Origin of the sequence: Methylophilus sp. Leaf414 (assembly GCF_001425425.1) — a bacterium.
Taxonomy (GTDB): Bacteria; Pseudomonadota; Gammaproteobacteria; order Burkholderiales; family Methylophilaceae; genus Methylophilus.
The window spans coordinates 383,714-400,440 of the sequence record NZ_LMQQ01000002.1; the positions used below are offsets into that span (position 1 = coordinate 383,714).

The window sequence follows — 16,727 nt, forward strand, 5'->3', positions numbered from 1 at the left end:
GTGATGCCAATATGATGATGTCAGGCCCTGCAGAGTCTGTGACATATAAGGCAGTAGAGAATTCCTACATTCTATTAAGTAAACGCTGATGGAGAGGTTTCACGGCCACGACCATACTTTAACCTCAAATTGTTTAAATCTATTCAGGAGACAGGAAAATGATTGATAACAATGATGTGATTGCCATATTGAATGAATTGATCGAAACATCCAGGGACGGTGAAGAAGGGTTCCGCAGTGCTGCCGAGCACGTTAAGGATGACCGTCTGAAGGATTTTTTCTTGCGTCGTTCAAAAGATGTGGGTATGAGTGTGCGTGAATTACAGGACTTGGTGCGCTCTTTAGGCGGCGAGCCTGCCGACTCGACATCGATTGGCGGCACGTTACACCGGCGCTGGATGGAGTTTAAGACCGCGCTGACCACACAGGATACCCTGACTGTGCTCAATGAAACCGAGCGTGGTGAAGATGCCGCCCTGGCATCGTACCGTGGGGTGCTGGAAATGGATCTGCCCGGTGATATCCGGGCGATTGTGTTGCGCCAGATGGATGGTTTGAAACGCAACCGTGATTTAGTGAAGCAATTGCGTGAAGTCTTTGAGACTGAAGCAGCTGTTCATTAACTTTTCCGGGCATGTATGCCCGGATGATTAAAGGAGAAAACGATGAATACGAGCCAGATTGTTCCAGAAATGCCAGTTGTCTGTTCGCAAGGCGGCCAGTTTGCTACTGTGGACCACATGGAGGGGACTGATTCCATCAAGCTTAAAAAAGATGAGCGTGGCCAGCACCATTACATTCCCACCAGCTGGGTAACTGGCATTGAAAATGGCAAGGTGGTGGTCGACCGTCCTGGTGAAGAAGCCATGGAGGACTGGACTGAATCGCCCACACATTAATGAATCACTGATTCCAGCAAGCCAAGATCAAAAGACCCGGAGCGCAGGTTCCGGGTCTTTTTGTTTTGCGGCTTGCTGCTGCGCCGTTTAGCATGGGCTGACTAAGCGTCTTTTTTCATGATCCCAAATACAGGTTTGACACTGATGCCGTGCACCAGGATGGAGAGCGCCACTACAATCAGTGTCAGTTGCGTTAAATCCCTGGCAAGGGGTGGCTGCAGACCATGCTGCAGCGCATACATCAGGTAAAAAATAGACCCTATCCCGCGTACGCCAAACCATCCCACGGTGCCCTGGATCCGCCACGGCGTATGGGTGCCCAGGGAGCCGATCAATACACTGACAGGGCGAGCGATCACGAAAATAAACATAGCCAGGCTGATGGTGCGCCAGTTCCAGAATTCCAGTAACAGCATGCCTCCCACCAGCAGGACCAGCATCAGCTCCGATAGTCTTTCCAGGTGCTCCTTGAACACCAGGGCTTCTGCACTGACAATCGCGGGGACGTTAGTGTCGTCCAGTTCAGTAGTGGGTTCTTCCACCCCGGCACCCAGTTGTTCGGGTTTTACCCCAATGTCTTTTGCAAGTTTGAGTTCGGTATGCCTGAGGGCTACAGCTGCAAAAAATACTGCCAGGAATCCCCATGCACTAACCAGTAAGCACAGGCCATATACCAAGGCGATCAGGCCTAGCGCGACCAGGTCATCCAGCACATCATGCTTGTGCTCCTGGCCTCTCAGCTTCCATACAGTGATGCCTGTCAGCACCCCTCCGGCGATGCCTATCACCACGGCGGCGCTTGTGCTCCAGATAACATCCTTGAGCAGCCATAACCAGCCGAAATCGCCTAGCTGATGCAGGCCCAACAAGCCTAAGCCCAGCATGACGAAAGGAAAGGCCGTGCCGTCGTTAATACCGGCTTCACAGGTTAAGGTGAACCTGAGCTGATCACGGTCGCCCGGGTAACGGGATTGTGCATCCGTTGCCAGCACCGGGTCTGTAGACGCCAGCATGGCTCCCAGTAGCACGCCGGCCCCGATCGGCAAATGAAGTACCAGCACTGAGAACACAGCGATCAGCCCAATGGTAATAACCATGGACAGCGATGCCAGCTGTAACGGCAATCGCCATTTCTTGAACCTGAAAGGCACGGGCATCTTCACCCCGGCTGAAAATAAGGAGATGAGGACTGCTATTTCCGTCAGCACTTCCAGCAAGGCGGATTGCTTGATGGGGTCAAAATAAAACAGGTGTAATACGGAAGGCCCGAGCAGGAAGCCAATGGCGAGATAGACTATGGCCGGTGTAATGGGAAACTTCTGCAAGGAGGTTTTGCTTAAGCCCCTGCTTAACATTAGAAGTCCGATGAGTAAGTACCACAGGGGATAGGTCATCTTCGTCCTAAGTTTATAGTTAAGTCGCGTTGTTTATTGGAGTCACTATCAGTGTAATGCGTGTTGTGGACTATGGATAGCAAATGTGTAACCACTTAGAAACGATAGCATTTTTACAGATCAACATTGCACCGTTGAATGCGGGGATGCAATGAATATATCAGCAGGATAGTGATGTAGATTAAAGGGATGTGAACAGTGCGGTAATCAGCGTTGCGCTGATTGAATTGTCAGATAAATCCCAGTCAGGAGTGGCTGCTCTGCCACGAAGATTGCCGTCACCAGCGCATCCCATATTGAGGGATGCCTGGTACGGATTCTTGAAGTCACTTTTAAAGCGGGCAGGTTTTTACCAGCGTAAACTGCGATTGCCTACCCAGGCCATGATCGCGGTGGGCACCAGCATGCCAAGCACATACCAGACCGCCAGGAAAGGGGCGGCCATTTCAGGGCAGTGCAGGGCATAGACGCTTGCACCGACGCCACCCGCTAACCAGCCGGCAATCGCTCCGCTCAACATGGGTTGTGTGGGCGCCAGGTTGCGTAGAGCGAAAAGGGTGGCAACTGCGGTCGGCACTGCTAAAAACGCAATATTCTTGATGCATACGCGCCAGGTTTTGCCCCATAGCATTTCTGAATGCTGGCTGGGGTCAGCGTTGACCCAGGTCCAGATTGCCCATACCCATAAAACCGCAATCGGGATAAGCAACACCCAATAATCTATCCTCGGAAGTTTGCCAGGATGCGCCAGCGCGAAAACAAATACCAGCCCTAGCACGACATTGGCGAGCGGGACACCTAATTTCATCCAGAAAGGGAAAGTGCTGCTGACCTCTTTAATATCAGGGCGTATGCCATAGAAGGTGAGTAACAATATGAAGGAGATGGCTACGCCTGTCAGCAAGGCTTTGCTGATGAGTTTTTCAGGCACGTGTGGCTGTACGGGTTCAACCCCGGTGGCGAGCATTGTGATTAATTCATCGGTTTTCATGCTTGTTCCTTCCACATTTTTGCCAGCGTCTTCATGCCACGGTGCACACTCACTTTGATCGCCGACACTGACATGCCGGTGATTGCGGCAGTCTCTGCGACGGACAGGCCATCAAGCTTGGTGTGCTGTATGGATAAACGCTGGTTTTCTGGTAATGTTTCTAGCAACTTGTCTAAATCCTTTTTTGAGTCATTCGCATCTTGATCGCTGATGGCAAGCCATTCAACTTCATCATCAAACGGGTCGTTCAACGCCTCGTGCTGCGAGCGTCGACGCAAACAGTCGATCATTTTGTAGCGAGCCACGGCATACAGCCACGGCGTAAAAGGTTCTTCGCGGCGATAGGTATGGCGCTTGGTGTGAATGGCGAGCAATGTCTCCTGCACCAGATCCTCTACCTCATCGGGCACGCGCACCAGCCTGCGCCTGAGGTAGGCTCTTATCAAGCCGCTGGTTTGCTGGAGCAAAAGCTGGTAAGACGCTGCATGCCCGTCTAACGCCATTAACATCAAATGCCGCAATTCTTCTTCTATCATTGGTTATTAATTCGCTTTATTGAGAAAAAGGTTACACAGACATGAATAAATAAATTTTTATCAGGTAGTGTAACCATATTGCTAATGGCCCCGTATTAGCAAGTGAACATTGTGAAAAATGACTGTTTCATTCAAGCAATGCTTATCAACTTAATTGGAGACTTAACATGAATATCAAACAGTTAGCTGCATTAGCCACCACCATTATTGCCACCAGTGCATTCGCAGGCAGCCCGCCAGAAAAAAAATGCAGTGCTGGCACATGTAGTAAAAAAGAGATGTCTTCAGACAAAAAAGCAGAATCTTCATGTTCCAAAAAAGACGCAGGCGAGCACAAAGACAAAGAGTCATCATGCTCTAAAAAAGAATCCAGTTGTTCCAAGAAATAATGATCACGCAATAAGCGTGATTACTGAAATAAGGGTTATCACCATGGCTGGGCTGGGTTACCGACAAGAAATGGCAGAGTGGGAAATGTCGACGGTGGCGGCTGACTTTTTTGAAGTCGCCCCCGAGAACTGGATTCGACGCGACAGAACCCCACTGCATCAGCTATTAGCGTCGGGTCGCCCGATCCAGCTACATGGTGTGTCCCTCAGCCTGGGTGGGCAAGCGCCTGTCCAGCACGCATTTTTGAAGTCGGTGCGCGAGCTTATGCAGGATCTTGATATTGAACATTATTCTGACCACCTGGCTGCCAGTGGCGATGCGCATCAGCTGTACGATCTGTTTCCTATCCCGTTTACCAACAGTGAAGTCATCCGTATTAGTGACCGTATCAAGCAGGTGCAGGATGTACTGGGAATCAGGATCGCGGTAGAAAACACCACTTATTACACCAACCTTGCGGAAATGAGCGAGGCTGAGTTCCTGATGCAGGTGGTGGAACGTGCCGATTGCAATATATTGCTGGATATCAATAATATTGCGGTGAACCACAAAAACCATCAGCTGTTAGGCGTGCATGACTTTGTTTCGCAACTCGACATGCAACGCGTGACTTATATGCATGTGGCTGGCCACGAGTTTGATGAGCGCTTCGGGCTGTATATTGATACACATAGCCAGGGCGTGGAGGCCGGCACCCGTGAAGTGGCGATGGCTTTGCACCAGCAATACCAGATCCCCGTGCTACTGGAATGGGATAACGATATCCCTTCAATTACTCACATCAACCAAGAGCTGGCATGCCTGAAGACTTCTACAGCTATATAAGGGGCGAAACCGATGTGGTGCCAGCCGGCTATGCAGAACCCGGCATGCGTGCCTATCGCTACCTGGTTTACCTGGGCGCCAGTCAGATGGTGGAAGCGCATTTCCCTGAAATCCGGCAGCAGATGGGCGAACCGGCCTGGAAAGAATTAATACAGGCATTTGTACGCCAGTCAGCCTGGACCTCACATTTTTATGGAGATTTAAAAGATGAATTCCTTGCATTTATTGCACGCGAAGCTGATAGCAGCGATTCGTGACCTTGGCTTGCTGGCACTCAGGATCTTTGCTGGCCAGGAGTTTCTGGTGGCCGGTTACACCAAGTTAAGTGGCGGTATTCATGCGCCGGAATGGTTTAGTGGACTGCAATTTCCTTTCCCGCTAGGGTTGCTTGGCGCGGACTTGAACTGGGTGATGGCTGGCACAGGGGAAATTGTATTTGGCCTGGCATTGCTGGTCGGGTTGTATGGCCGTTTGGCTGCGCTGGGCTTGCTGTTTATCACCTATGTCGCGATCTACACCGTGCATTTTGATTTGGGCTGGTCTGGATGGAACCAGATCGATACCGAGGCAGGCCTAGGCTTTAAAGTGCCGCTGATGCTGGGGCTGATGCTGTTCACGATTGTGACGCAGGGTAGTGGGCGTTATAGCATTACGAAGTGAGATCGTTCGTCAGGATTTTGGAGTAGTGGTGGAGCGATTGCGAGCAACGCACGGCGACGCAATCCGTTCACGCAGACCTTTCTTCCGTGAATCCGTAAAAACTGAACCCCACGGAAATGACTTTCTTCGGGGTGTGTTATGAATAAAATCCTGCTGGGTGAAGACATCGTATTCAAAACATGAGTATTTACGCAGGTTGAAATATTTGCATTAGCCACCCAAAGCCGGGGTGATGGTCAGCCTGACGCTGACAAAAAAATCAGCAATTTTCTGATAATCCTGCCAGGCGCTATTCTCTATGATTTAACCATCTATTTGATAAGGAGAGTGAGATGGCAATCAACCTTGTTAGCATGAATGAAGAAGCATCCGGCTACACTGACTATGAATATTTAGCTGGCGATGCCTACAGTAACTCCACTTCGGAAACACTCATCCATATTCCAGAAATGAGAGACGAATTCAGGGAAGAGCTTCAGGGTCGACCTAATCTGGAACTATGAATAGAAAAAAGCCGCTAGATGCGGCTTTTTTGTAGTTATTTTTACAATAATTCTTCTACGTGTTTCTGGATATTGGAAGCGATTTTTGCGGTGGGCAGGTCATTTGCATCACTGCCAAACGGGTCTTCGATCTCTTCGGCAATCAGTTCCAGGCTGGCGAGTACATAGAAAATGAAGACCACTACCGGCACCACGTAATAGCCCAGGTTAAACACAAACCCAAACGGCAAAGTCATCACATAAAAGAAAATGAATTTCTTGATAAAAGCGCTGTAAGAATACGGGATAGGCGTATTTTTAATGCGTTCGCACGCACCACATATATCGGTAAAAGATTGCAGCTCGGCGTTAATGATATAGAACTGGTGCCCGCTGATTTTTCCGGTGGTATAGAGTTCATTGGCTTTTTGGAATAGATGTTGTGCAATCTGGTTCGGGTGATGTTCGTGGTGATCGATTTCCAGATCCAGCCCTTCAAACAGCATTTTGCTCACTTCTTCATTCATTAAATGCTGAGAAAGCACCGAGGCATAAGTCGGGATGATTTTCCTGAAAAAATCGCGGTCTGATTCATCGGATAAATAAGCCGAAAGCTTGATCGCCAGGTTGCGGCTATTATTCACCAATGCCCCCCACAACTTCCTGCCTTCCCACCAGCGGTCATACGCGGTGTTGGTTCTGTAAGCCAGTAATAATGACAATACAAACCCGACCGTGGTGTGGATTAACGACAGGTTTTTAACATGGCTGCTGTCGGATAACTTCAAATATTGCAATTCAAGGTAGGCAATCCCGGCGGCGTAAATCCCGATAAACACCATCATGGGAAACAGACGCCGGAAGGTGTCTGACTCATGAAAGCGGAAGATGAAAATAATCCAGTCTTTTGGGTTGTATTGAATCATGGTGGAAGGTTGGTTTTGTAATGGGTCGAGTTTAGCATGGAGGCGCAGACATGGTTAAACAAGCGCCAGCAAAAGGGCAGGCTAAACAGGATGGTATTGTGTCTCGCCCGTTTCAATTGCATAATTCAGCCATGTTGATTGTATTTTCCTGCTTGATTTAAATGTTTGGCGATGTAGTTGTGCATCGCTCCCATTACATTTGACGCCAGCCAGTCCAGCTTCGATTGGCGCGTCATCTATTGACAGGAAACCATATGACTCACTCACCTCTCCTGATTTCAGGAGCTTCTGGCCGTCTGGGCCAAGCTGTAGTGCAAACACTTCTAAAGCAAAAAATTCATCAGCAGCGACCGTTGATTCTCACAACGCGTACCCCTGAGAAGCTGGCGATGTATCAACAACCGGGTGTGGAGATCCGGCAGGCGAATTTTGATGAACCGGCTGAGCTTGCCAGTGCATTTCGTAGTGCCAAACGCATGCTGCTTATTAGTACCAATCTGCTGGATGGCACGGGCAAGCGCGTAGAGCAGCATCGCCATGCTATTGACGCCGCCAGGCATGCTGGCACAGAGCAGGTTGTCTATACCTCCTTCATCCAACCATTGCATGGCTTGCCGATGCCGCCTGCCAGGGATCATTTAGCTACTGAAGCACTGATACAACAAAGTACGATGCGCTATACGATTTTGCGAAATGCGTTTTACTACGACATGCTTATGCCCCAGATCAGAGAGGCAATTGAAACGGGTACGGTTTCTTCAGTCTCTGGTAACGCCGCCATCGCCTATATCGCACGTGAAGATTGCGCCAAAGCGGCGGCACAAGCCTTGATTACTGAAAGCAAGGACATGACTTTCACGTTGACCGGGCAAACCCTCAATTTGCGGACGTTTGCCAGCAGGCTCGGTTCGTTGTTGAATAAACCGGTTACCTATCAGGCGATCAATGGGGAGCAAAAGCTTGAACAATACGGTAAGGCTGGCTTGCCACATGCGGTAGCAAAATTGCTGGTAGAGATCGATCAAGCCCTGTTGCAGGGGGCGATGGATATTCAAACGGCAGATTTCAAGCGATTGACTGGTTTAGAGCCTGCGTCCCCGGAAGACTTTATCAGACAACAGCTAGCGCTGGATGAATGGCAGTGACCAACCGTTTGCATTCACTAAACACCCGCCAGTGCAGATTGGCGGGTGTTTAATCATTTGATGATAATGTGCGATACCTGACGGGGTCGTGTGCGTTTAAAAATGCGACAAAGTCATCTGGCGAGAGTGCTTTGGCAAACAGATAGCCCTGCAGCATATCCGCCCCTAATTCACGGCAGAGGCGGGCTTGTGCGACGGTTTCTATGCCTTCTACCACCACATCGAGATCCAGGCTTTTTGCCATGACAATCAGGGCTTTCAATATACGGCTGTCAGCTTCGCTTTCCGGTACATTTTGCACAAATGAGCGGTCCACTTTCAGGATGGAAGCGGGCAGGCGCTTGAGGTAAGACATGGAAGAGTATCCGATACCAAAATCGTCGAGGGCGATCTTCACGCCCAGGGACTTGAGGTTATTGAGGATGGCCGATGTTTTCTCGAAGTCTGATACGAGTACACTTTCCGTGACTTCTATCGACAGGCAGCCGCCACTCAGGCCTGCGGCTGCCAGGTCGTGTTGAATGTCGTTGAACATGCTTTCGCGTTGCAACAGTTGCTCACTGGCGTTGACCGCTAATACAAACTGGTCATCGACATGGCCTTCTTTACGCCATTGGGCAAGCTGCAGGCATGCCAGTTGCCTGTTCTGGGTGTCAATGGCGGCAAGGAAGCCGAGTTCTTCAACGGTATCTATAAATTCGATGGGAGGTAGCAGTCCTTTAACCGGATGTTTCCAGCGCATCAGCATCTCGGCGCCGCATACCTGGAAGGTCTTGGCATTGATGACCGGTTGGTAGTGTTGAACCAGCTGGTTTTGCAAACGCTGGGAGCGTAACTCTCCCTCGAGCATGATCCGGTGCAGTATCTGGTCTTGAAGGTCTTCGCTATAGAAATGAAAACCGTTGCGGCCTTCACGCTTGACCTGGTACATGGCCAGGTCCGCCCGTTTTTGCATATCCTCAGCGTTAGTCGCACACCTGGGATAGGTTGCAATCCCTATGCTGCAGGTGACAAAGTGTTCAGTATTGTTCAGCGGAATCGGTTCACGTATGCTCTCAAGCACTCGTTGTGCAAGGGCGCCCACCGAGGTTTCGGTATCCAGATCGTGCACGACAATGGCAAACTCGTCGCCCCCCAGGCGGCAGACTACATCACCTTCACGCACCACGGTCAGTAAACGCTGTGCAATCTGCTGGAGTAACTGGTCTCCCGAGTCATGACCCTGACTGTCGTTGATCAGTTTGAAATTGTCGATATCCAGGTAGATCAGGCCGAGCTGGAAATTGAGGCGCTGAGCACGCTGGATGGCGCCTCGCAGGTGTTCCTCAAAGTAGTAGCGGTTGGATAACCCGGTCATGGGATCATTTTCCGCCAGGTATTTGAGACGCTTATGCGTATCAATCAGCTTGCTGGTGAGCTCGTGCCGCGCCTTTGCATGCAGAAGTGCCTTGGTCAGGTGGCGTTCTGAAAGTTCTTTTTTCAGCAAAAAATCCTGGGCGCCCGCGAAAATGCAGTTTCTCTCTATGATCTCATTGTCTTCCATGCCGGTGAGTATCACCACGGCAGCATGTTTTTCAGCGTGCTGCGTGAGCTTGCTTAAGACATCCAAGCACTCCATGTCAGGCAGGCGGTAATCCAGAAGGACGATATCAAATGTATGTTCATCATACAGTTTGAGAGCCCTGACGGCATTATTGGCCTGCACAATGTCTTTGACCAGCCTGGGATTTTGCAAAACCCGGATAACAGCCATCCGGTCCAGTTCATCGTCATCCACGAGTAGCAATCGCATCTTTATTCCTTTGTGACGGGTAGTTCTACCAGCCGCCAGTAATGCTCGATAAACCCGATCACCTCCATGAAGTCACGGTCCATGTGCTGCTTGAATACGTAGCCTGCAACGTGTTTGCGATAGGCGGCCACCAGATCTTCATCTGATTTCGATGTGGTCAGAACAAATACCACGGCATGTGTCAGCTGCGGATCTGTACGCAGCATTTTTAAAAATTCAAGCCCACTCATGCGCGGCATATTGAGGTCGAGCAAGATAATATAAGGTTGGGGGACCGCACCACTGCGTAACAAATCCAGCGCTTCCCGACCATCACGTGCACGCAGCACGGTGTTGAGTAGTCGCATTTTGCGTAAGGCACGCTCGAGTGCGATCGCGTCGATGTCGTCATCGTCAACAATCAGCAGGGTGACTTCTTTATAGTTTTGCTTCGGCAGAATTTGCACGGTTCAGCCTCTCTTCAATGTTGATTGGCCAGGTAAAACGGATAGCGCTGCCACGAATACCATCTGACTCAATGCTGGTGCTGCCGCCATAGGCTTCGACTATCTTTTTTACCAGCGCCAGCCCCATACCGCTGCCTTCGACTTCATCGCGCGGCCGCAAGGTTTGAAACATGATGTATACACGCTCCTGGTACTCTGGCGAAATGCCCGGCCCATCGTCAGCCACGCTGAATTCATAGTAATGCTTACTGGCTACCCGCCAGCTAAGTTTGATCCGGCCTGCAGGTTTATCATGATGTTTGATTGCATTGCTGAACAGGTTGCGCAGGACTTGTTCCAGTGGTGTGGTCAGTGTGTTGAAGGTTGGCAGGTCGGCAGCCACTTCCAGCGTGAAGCCTTCCGGAGGTGTTTGCATCTCAAAAATATTTTGCGCCCATTTTCCGAGATCCACCTGACTGACACTGCCTTCCAGGCGGCCGGCGCGGGAGTAGGCCAGCAAGTCGTCAAGCAGGCGTTCCATCCTGCGCAGGCGGCCACGCAGCAGGTTCATATGCTGTGGGATTGCCTCGGTGTGACCGTTGTTAAGGTCCTCTTCAATCCAGTGCGAAATCTGGAAAATGCCGCGCAACGGCGACTTCAGGTCATGCGAGGCGACATAGGCAAAAGTCGCCAGTTCTTTATTGCTGCGTTCAAGTTCATCCCTGTGCTCAGCGAGTTTGATGCTGGCTTTGACGCGGGCTGAAATGTCGGTGATGGCGGAAAGCACTTTGACGCCATCATCGGTTTCAATCGGGTTAAGGCCTACTTCGACAGGGAATTCACTGCCGTCCTTGCGGCGGGCAAACAGATCGCGGCCAGTTCCCATGGCGCGTGGACTCAGCTCGGAAAAAAAGGAATCCCGGTGTTGCGGATGCTGGTGGCGGAAACGCTCCGGCAGCAGGATGTCGATGGGCTGGCCCAGTAGTCCCGCCCGGCTGTAACCAAAGATTGTCTCGGCCTGGGTATTGACCATTTCAATGATGCCGCGCTTGTTCACCATGACCATGACATTGGGTGCAGCTTCAACTACCTGGCGGAAACGCTCTTCCAGGCGCTTGCGGGCAGAAATATCCGTGATAGCTGACAAGACTTTGACACCATCATCGGTTTCAATCGGATTGATACCAACCTCTACGGGAAACTCACTGCCGTCCTTGCGGCGGCCAAACAGGTCCCTGCCGGTTCCCATGGCGCGCGGACTGAGGTCAGAAAAAAAGGAATCACGGTGTTGCGGGTGCTGGTGGCGGAAGCGTTCTGGTAACAGGATATCAATGAGCTGACCCAGCAATTCGTCACGGCTATAGCCAAAAATGAGTTCGGTCTGGGTATTCACCATTTCGATGATGCCCCGTTTGTTGACCATGACCATGGCTGTGGGCGCGGCTTCAACTACCTGGCGAAAGCGCAAATTGGCACGCTCGATGTCGCCGATGTCATCATGCATCTACAGCCCCCTTTGGTGTCACAAATTTGTCGGGTGAGCAGCCCTGATGCAATGTGGTCGCACCAGGACAAGCTTTTTGCAATTTCCTGACTAAGTTCTTGTTTACTGCTTAACGTTATTAAGTGTCCGGTTGCGTGACAAATGCTGCTAGAACGGCTGCTTCAGCAATGGCTGCTCCATCCTGGCAAACGTGACTGCGACTGAGGTGAACCTCAGTGGTTCTATATACATATTTATGCCAATTCTATCTATTTTTTTAAAAATTACCACAACGAGATGATCCGTTTGTAGCAGGGATAACCTCTGCCATTCATATTGTTTTTCTGACAATCGCTTGCAGATGCGGATATCAGGATATGTTTGTCAGGGTGTAAGTAAAATTGCTGGTTTTCTTTGAATGATAACGGGCCCGCAAATCGCAAGCGGTTGAACTTAATACTGGCGACGACATACCAACCTTGATGGCTAAGCAAATTTTGATTGGTATCTCAGGCTGGCGTTATCCGCCATGGCGCCAGGTCTTTTACCCTAAAGGCCTGATTCAAAAGCGTGAGCTTGAGTTTGCTTCGCAGGCGTTGCCAACCATCGAGCTCAATGGCTCTTTTTATGCCTTGCAACGGCCAAGTAGTTACCTGAGCTGGTATGAGCAAACACCGCCAGATTTTGTATTCAGCATTAAAGCCACGCGCTACATTACCCATATATTACGGCTGGAAAATATTGAAACAGCCTTGGCGAATTTTTTTGCCTCGGGCCTGCTGGCGCTCAAGGAAAAGCTGGGACCTGTCTTGTGGCAGTTTCCGCCGAGCTTCAGGTTCGATGCAGCTCTGTTCGAAAATTTTTTGAAGCAGTTACCGCATGACACAGAAGCCGCTGCCAAGCTGGCTGAAAAGCGTGATGCCACTATGCACAATCGTGAATTTATCAAAGCCGATCAAAAACGTGCGTTGCGGCATGCGGTAGAAATCCGCAACAAGAGTTTCGAGGTTCCCGAATTTATAACATTGCTGCGCAAATATAACGTGGCACTGGTGATTGCAGATACGGCAGGCAAGTGGCCGGATAATCAAGATATCACCGCCGATTTCACTTACTTAAGGTTGCATGGCGCAGAAGAGCTGTATGCCAGTGGTTACACCGATAAGGCACTCGATCACTGGGCTGCGCGCATCGATGCCTGGAGTAAAGGCAGCCAGCCGGAAGATGCGAAACTGGTTTCTGAAGAGGCTCCGACACAACGCAAATCACGCGATGTGTATTGCTATTTTGATAATGATATCAAAGTGAAAGCGCCGTTTGATGCACGCAAGCTGTTAAGGCGGCTGGAACTGGAATCCGGGTTGCGTGAACTGGATTGGTCACACGCGGATGAGCCTGGCGAATTGAATCCCACCAAAGCCCGGGGGAAAGCAAAACCGGCAAAGTAACCCGCTTTACGGAATGCCGATAATCTTCAAATACTCTTCCAATGTCAGGGTCAATTCTTGCAACGAGCTATTTACTTCATCCAGATGCTGGTTGCCATTCAAATGTAATTTTTCGAGTAATGCTTTGTGTTTTTCCACCGCATCTAAATGCGCTTCCAGTTTGGCTTCTTTTAACGCTGTGGTCATGATGTTTCTCCTTCAGGAAGTTACCTATAGGTTGGAGCAGTTGATCGCAGTTAAAGTTTGAGTCGCTTAATAATTCCGTTTGTAAATTCATGTATATTGAGCATTGTTTGGCAGTTCTCTGTTAAACGTCTCTGGGTTATTAATTATCTAAAAAAATAAGAAAGATAATATGAAAAACAAAACGTTATTAGTTACTTTAAGCGCTTTTCTGGTCGTTGGTTGTGCTTCAGTGCCGATGGAATCTTCACAAAAAACAAGTGATGCCAAAAAATTCCAGCCACCAGCAGATGGCAAGTCCGGTCTCTACGTATATCGCTATGGTTCGTTTGGCGGCGCTTTGAAGAAGGATGTCTGGGTGGATGGGAAATGTTTGGGCGAAACAGCGCCTAACGTATTTTTCTTCCAGGAAGTAAGTGCAAACCAGGAACATAAGATTTCAACTGAATCCGAATTTTCACCTAACGATTTATTGCTTAAAACCGAAAGTGGAAAAAATTACTTCATCCAGCAATATATTAAGTTTGGCGTCGCAGTTGGTGGTGCAGGGTTGAAACTGGTAGATGAAACTGAGGGACAGAAACAAATATCTGGTTTGGGTTTGGCAAGCCAAGGACATTGCAGTCAGTAATCGCATTAAGCCTAACAAAAAAGCCGCTAAGTGCGGCTTTCTTGTTAACAAGCTTTCAATGTTTTTGAAGATGTCGTTTGTTTATTTATCCTGCGAATAAATCAGGCATGTATAGGCGCCAATGGTGATTGGCGCTGAGTAGCCTAAACCGTCCTTGCCTTCTTCGTTGGCATTGATGTCACCTGAAGGGGTTTCATCCATCTCTTCGTTATAGAGCGTGGCGTCGCTGTTGAAACGCAGCTTCCATTCACCACCTTGCGGCAGGCCGATGACATAATTTTCTTTGCGGCCTTCGGCGAAGTTGAACACGACGACTACGTCATCACCAGCGCCACCTTCTTTTGAACGATGCATGGCGATCAGTTTGTCGTTGTCATTCACATGGTAAACCGACGTATGTTGCCCGCTTAAACCAGCGGAATGCCCTGCTCGGTTCAGGCGAAGATTGATCAGGTCGCGGTAGAGGGTGGTAATGTCGGCGTACTCTTCTGCACGTTGCCAGTCGATGGGTCTGTCATCACGGAACCATTGATCACGCAGGAATTCCTGGCCTTGAAGCAGCATGGGAATGCCTGGCGCAGTCAGGACTAGTGCAGCGCCCAGGGTTGAGCGTTTGATGGCATATCTGTTCGGACGATCGCTAGGGTCAATTTCAGAAACCAGGCGTTGTTTGCCGTTGGCAACTTCATCATGTGATTCGGTATAGACCACACGCTGGAATGCATCATGATTGTACTGATTCAGCAGGGCGTCGCGCACGGCATGCATAGAACGATGGGCATCATCGCCTTCTATCAATGCCTCTCGGATCGGGTGCACAAACCCGGCATCCCATTGGCTGCTGAAGTTAGCGCCGCCATGCTCTTTAGCCAAGGTGAGCTCCGCGCTATTTTGCAGGTCTTCTGCAATGGTGATTTTGCCCGGATGGCGAATTTGCACTTCACTGTTGATCCATTGCAGCAGGCTGAAGCCTTCGGCAATCAGGTCCTGCGCATCGGCTTCTACGCTGCGGATATACAGCGTCATGTCATAACGCAGACCATCGGCATGGTAGTCACCCAGCCACATCATGGCGTTATCAAAAATATACTGGCGCACTTCGCCACGGCCATAATCCGGGCGCGTATCGCCCCAAGGCGTAGTGGAACGCCAGTCATTATAAAAATAAATACCGCCTTTATTGTTTTCGCTCCAGCCATCAAACTGCCACAAGCTGATGTCGGATGGACCAAAATGGTTGTAAACCACATCCACAATCACGGCGATGCCCGCTTCATGTGCTGCGGTTAAAAAACGCTTGAAGCCGTCCGCACCACCGTAAGCGCTTTCAATAGCATAAGGATGCGCAGGGTTATAACCCCAGGAATAATCACCGGCAAACTCAGCAATCGGCATCAGCTCGACCGCATTGATCCCCAATGCTTTCAGGTGTGGCAGGCGTTCAATGGCACTGTCAAACGTGCCGACCTTGCCTTCTTCAGTATTAAACGTGCCGATATGCATTTCATAAATGACCAGGTCATTCCAGGCGGGCATTTGAAAATGGTTTTTTGGCGGCTCGAACAAATCCAGCGCAGGAATCACGCCGCTACCTACCGAGTTGGTAACGATTTTGGCGTAAGGGTCTATACGTTGCAGTTGCTGTTCACCATTGACGATATGAAACTTGTATTCATCACCTGGCTTGGCATGGGAAAGATCGGCATACCAGTAGCCATTTTCTTCATGCACACAGTCATCCGTCTCCGCTTGCCAGTCATTAAAAGTGCCGATAACTGAGACCTTGTCTGCATTAGGCGCCCATACGCGAAATGCCACCCCATGCGCATGTGGAATAGCGCCCATTCCGGGCAATGGATCGAAGGAGGGTTGCAGGCTGGCAGACGACATGATGATAACTCCGTTAATAAATCGTTAGTGTTGAGCCGCACGTGAATTATTCACGCGTGGATAATGTAGGAGAATCTATACAATCTATAAAGGTGTCAAAAGAAGTCTGATTCTGATAATGCTGTCAGCGGACTCTGTCAGAAAAGTCTTACTTGAGAATCAGCCGCAAGCCTGCAATCAAAAATCGGCTGCGCCACTAAAATAGCCGAAAATTTAAATTATTAAAGTTGTGGACAGGTTAAAGAATTATGCTGACATCGATTGAATTTGCGAATGAAGTGTTTGAAGAGTTAAGGGTTTCGATAAACCAGGCTTGCAAAGAGCGCTATTGGTTTATTGCCTGCCGCAATGCGCGGGTACTGGGATTCAGCCAGACCGACGTCAGCTGTGGCGCTGCTTATGGTCAATGCTTCGAATTGCAGATTGAGCCAGATATTTATCTCTCTCTGACTTACAAATCAATGGAGTGCACTGAGACTTTGACCTCATCAGATGTGACTAGATTTGAACTGACTTTGAAGCATGGCGATGAGCTAATCAAGGTTTACCAGAATGAGTTTGAAGAAGCGCCTTTGCCTATCGCAAGACCTGTCAGGCATAGAGGGTATTCAGCAACGATTTAAATGA

Annotated in this window: 20 protein-coding genes; 11 read left to right on the forward strand and 9 right to left on the reverse strand. The window is 49.6% G+C overall.

Annotated elements, in window-relative coordinates:
- Window positions 1-158: 158 nt before the first annotated feature.
- Both ASG24_RS06145 and ASG24_RS06150 read left to right on the forward strand, forming a co-directional pair.
- Entirely contained in the window at window positions 159-623 is a 465-nt protein-coding gene (locus tag ASG24_RS06145) for a PA2169 family four-helix-bundle protein (RefSeq protein WP_082488005.1), read from the forward strand.
- A 42-nt stretch (window positions 624-665) separates the two neighbouring features.
- Window positions 666-899 carry a DUF2171 domain-containing protein gene (locus tag ASG24_RS06150; RefSeq protein ID WP_055830297.1) on the forward strand — a complete coding sequence of 78 codons (234 nt, stop codon included), beginning with the start codon at window positions 666-668 and terminating at the stop codon, window positions 897-899.
- 101 nt (window positions 900-1,000) lie between these two features.
- Here the strand turns inward: ASG24_RS06150 and ASG24_RS06155 are convergent, their stop codons facing one another.
- The 3 genes from ASG24_RS06155 to ASG24_RS06165 form a co-directional block, all read right to left on the reverse strand.
- The gene (locus tag ASG24_RS06155) at window positions 1,001-2,293 is read right to left on the reverse strand and encodes a sodium:proton antiporter (RefSeq protein WP_055868901.1); all 1,293 of its coding nucleotides are present in this window, start codon (window positions 2,291-2,293) and stop codon (window positions 1,001-1,003) included.
- A 349-nt stretch (window positions 2,294-2,642) separates the two neighbouring features.
- The gene (locus tag ASG24_RS06160; protein WP_055868902.1) at window positions 2,643-3,284 is read right to left on the reverse strand and encodes a DUF1109 domain-containing protein; all 642 of its coding nucleotides are present in this window, start codon (window positions 3,282-3,284) and stop codon (window positions 2,643-2,645) included.
- Complete coding sequence (locus ASG24_RS06165) at window positions 3,281-3,820, reverse strand: sigma-70 family RNA polymerase sigma factor (RefSeq protein WP_055868903.1); 540 nt, start codon at window positions 3,818-3,820, stop codon at window positions 3,281-3,283. Before ASG24_RS06165 ends, ASG24_RS06160 begins: the two co-directional genes overlap by 4 nt.
- A 167-nt stretch (window positions 3,821-3,987) precedes the next feature.
- On the opposite strand from ASG24_RS06165, the gene ASG24_RS06170 reads away from it, so the two are divergent.
- The 5 genes from ASG24_RS06170 (at window position 3,988) to ASG24_RS14635 (ending at window position 6,198) form a co-directional block, all read left to right on the forward strand.
- Window positions 3,988-4,209, forward strand: a complete 222-nt coding sequence (locus ASG24_RS06170; protein WP_055830290.1) for a hypothetical protein — start codon at window positions 3,988-3,990, stop codon at window positions 4,207-4,209.
- 43 nt (window positions 4,210-4,252) lie between these two features.
- The gene (locus tag ASG24_RS06175; protein ID WP_082488006.1) at window positions 4,253-5,035 is read left to right on the forward strand and encodes a DUF692 domain-containing protein; all 783 of its coding nucleotides are present in this window, start codon (window positions 4,253-4,255) and stop codon (window positions 5,033-5,035) included.
- Entirely contained in the window at window positions 5,008-5,292 is a 285-nt protein-coding gene (locus ASG24_RS06180) for a putative DNA-binding domain-containing protein (protein ID WP_055869407.1), read from the forward strand. The genes ASG24_RS06175 and ASG24_RS06180 overlap by 28 nt, the downstream gene beginning before the upstream one ends.
- Entirely contained in the window at window positions 5,243-5,695 is a 453-nt protein-coding gene (locus tag ASG24_RS06185; protein WP_055868904.1) for a DoxX family protein, read from the forward strand. The genes ASG24_RS06180 and ASG24_RS06185 overlap by 50 nt, the downstream gene beginning before the upstream one ends.
- Window positions 5,696-6,027: 332 nt before the next feature.
- Window positions 6,028-6,198 (forward strand): hypothetical protein, encoded by a 171-nt coding sequence (locus tag ASG24_RS14635; protein ID WP_156376529.1) that lies wholly within the window; start codon window positions 6,028-6,030, stop codon window positions 6,196-6,198.
- 41 nt (window positions 6,199-6,239) lie between these two features.
- Here ASG24_RS14635 and ASG24_RS06190 read toward each other — a convergent pair whose 3' ends face one another.
- On the reverse strand, window positions 6,240-7,103 hold the full coding sequence (locus ASG24_RS06190; protein ID WP_055868905.1) for a bestrophin family protein: 864 nt from the start codon (window positions 7,101-7,103) through the stop codon (window positions 6,240-6,242).
- A 254-nt stretch (window positions 7,104-7,357) separates the two neighbouring features.
- Between ASG24_RS06190 and ASG24_RS06195 the strand changes: the two genes are divergently transcribed.
- On the forward strand, window positions 7,358-8,248 hold the full coding sequence (locus ASG24_RS06195; protein ID WP_055868906.1) for an NAD(P)H-binding protein: 891 nt from the start codon (window positions 7,358-7,360) through the stop codon (window positions 8,246-8,248).
- Window positions 8,249-8,297: 49 nt separating this feature from the next.
- Here ASG24_RS06195 and ASG24_RS06200 read toward each other — a convergent pair whose 3' ends face one another.
- The 3 genes from ASG24_RS06200 to ASG24_RS06210 are packed head-to-tail and all read right to left on the reverse strand — an operon-like array spanning window position 8,298 to window position 11,969.
- Complete coding sequence (locus tag ASG24_RS06200) at window positions 8,298-10,040, reverse strand: bifunctional diguanylate cyclase/phosphodiesterase (RefSeq protein ID WP_055868907.1); 1,743 nt, start codon at window positions 10,038-10,040, stop codon at window positions 8,298-8,300.
- A 2-nt stretch (window positions 10,041-10,042) separates the two neighbouring features.
- The gene (locus ASG24_RS06205; RefSeq protein WP_055868908.1) at window positions 10,043-10,486 is read right to left on the reverse strand and encodes a response regulator; all 444 of its coding nucleotides are present in this window, start codon (window positions 10,484-10,486) and stop codon (window positions 10,043-10,045) included.
- Window positions 10,458-11,969, reverse strand: a complete 1,512-nt coding sequence (locus ASG24_RS06210; RefSeq protein WP_055868909.1) for a PAS domain S-box protein — start codon at window positions 11,967-11,969, stop codon at window positions 10,458-10,460. Before ASG24_RS06210 ends, ASG24_RS06205 begins: the two co-directional genes overlap by 29 nt.
- 461 nt (window positions 11,970-12,430) lie before the next feature.
- On the opposite strand from ASG24_RS06210, the gene ASG24_RS06215 reads away from it, so the two are divergent.
- Entirely contained in the window at window positions 12,431-13,396 is a 966-nt protein-coding gene (locus ASG24_RS06215; RefSeq protein ID WP_055868910.1) for a DUF72 domain-containing protein, read from the forward strand.
- A 6-nt stretch (window positions 13,397-13,402) separates the two neighbouring features.
- Here the strand turns inward: ASG24_RS06215 and ASG24_RS06220 are convergent, their stop codons facing one another.
- Window positions 13,403-13,582, reverse strand: a complete 180-nt coding sequence (locus ASG24_RS06220; RefSeq protein ID WP_055830272.1) for a hypothetical protein — start codon at window positions 13,580-13,582, stop codon at window positions 13,403-13,405.
- Window positions 13,583-13,751: 169 nt separating this feature from the next.
- On the opposite strand from ASG24_RS06220, the gene ASG24_RS06225 reads away from it, so the two are divergent.
- Window positions 13,752-14,210 carry a DUF2846 domain-containing protein gene (locus tag ASG24_RS06225; protein WP_055868911.1) on the forward strand — a complete coding sequence of 153 codons (459 nt, stop codon included), beginning with the start codon at window positions 13,752-13,754 and terminating at the stop codon, window positions 14,208-14,210.
- Between the two features lie 81 nt (window positions 14,211-14,291).
- Here ASG24_RS06225 and ASG24_RS06230 read toward each other — a convergent pair whose 3' ends face one another.
- A complete protein-coding gene (locus ASG24_RS06230) occupies window positions 14,292-16,100 on the reverse strand; it encodes an alpha-amylase family glycosyl hydrolase (RefSeq protein ID WP_200936976.1) in 1,809 nt (602 codons plus the stop codon).
- A 248-nt stretch (window positions 16,101-16,348) separates the two neighbouring features.
- Here ASG24_RS06230 and ASG24_RS06235 point away from each other — a divergent pair, with 248 nt between their 5' ends.
- Window positions 16,349-16,723 carry a hypothetical protein gene (locus tag ASG24_RS06235; protein ID WP_055868913.1) on the forward strand — a complete coding sequence of 125 codons (375 nt, stop codon included), beginning with the start codon at window positions 16,349-16,351 and terminating at the stop codon, window positions 16,721-16,723.
- Window positions 16,724-16,727 lie beyond the last annotated feature (4 nt).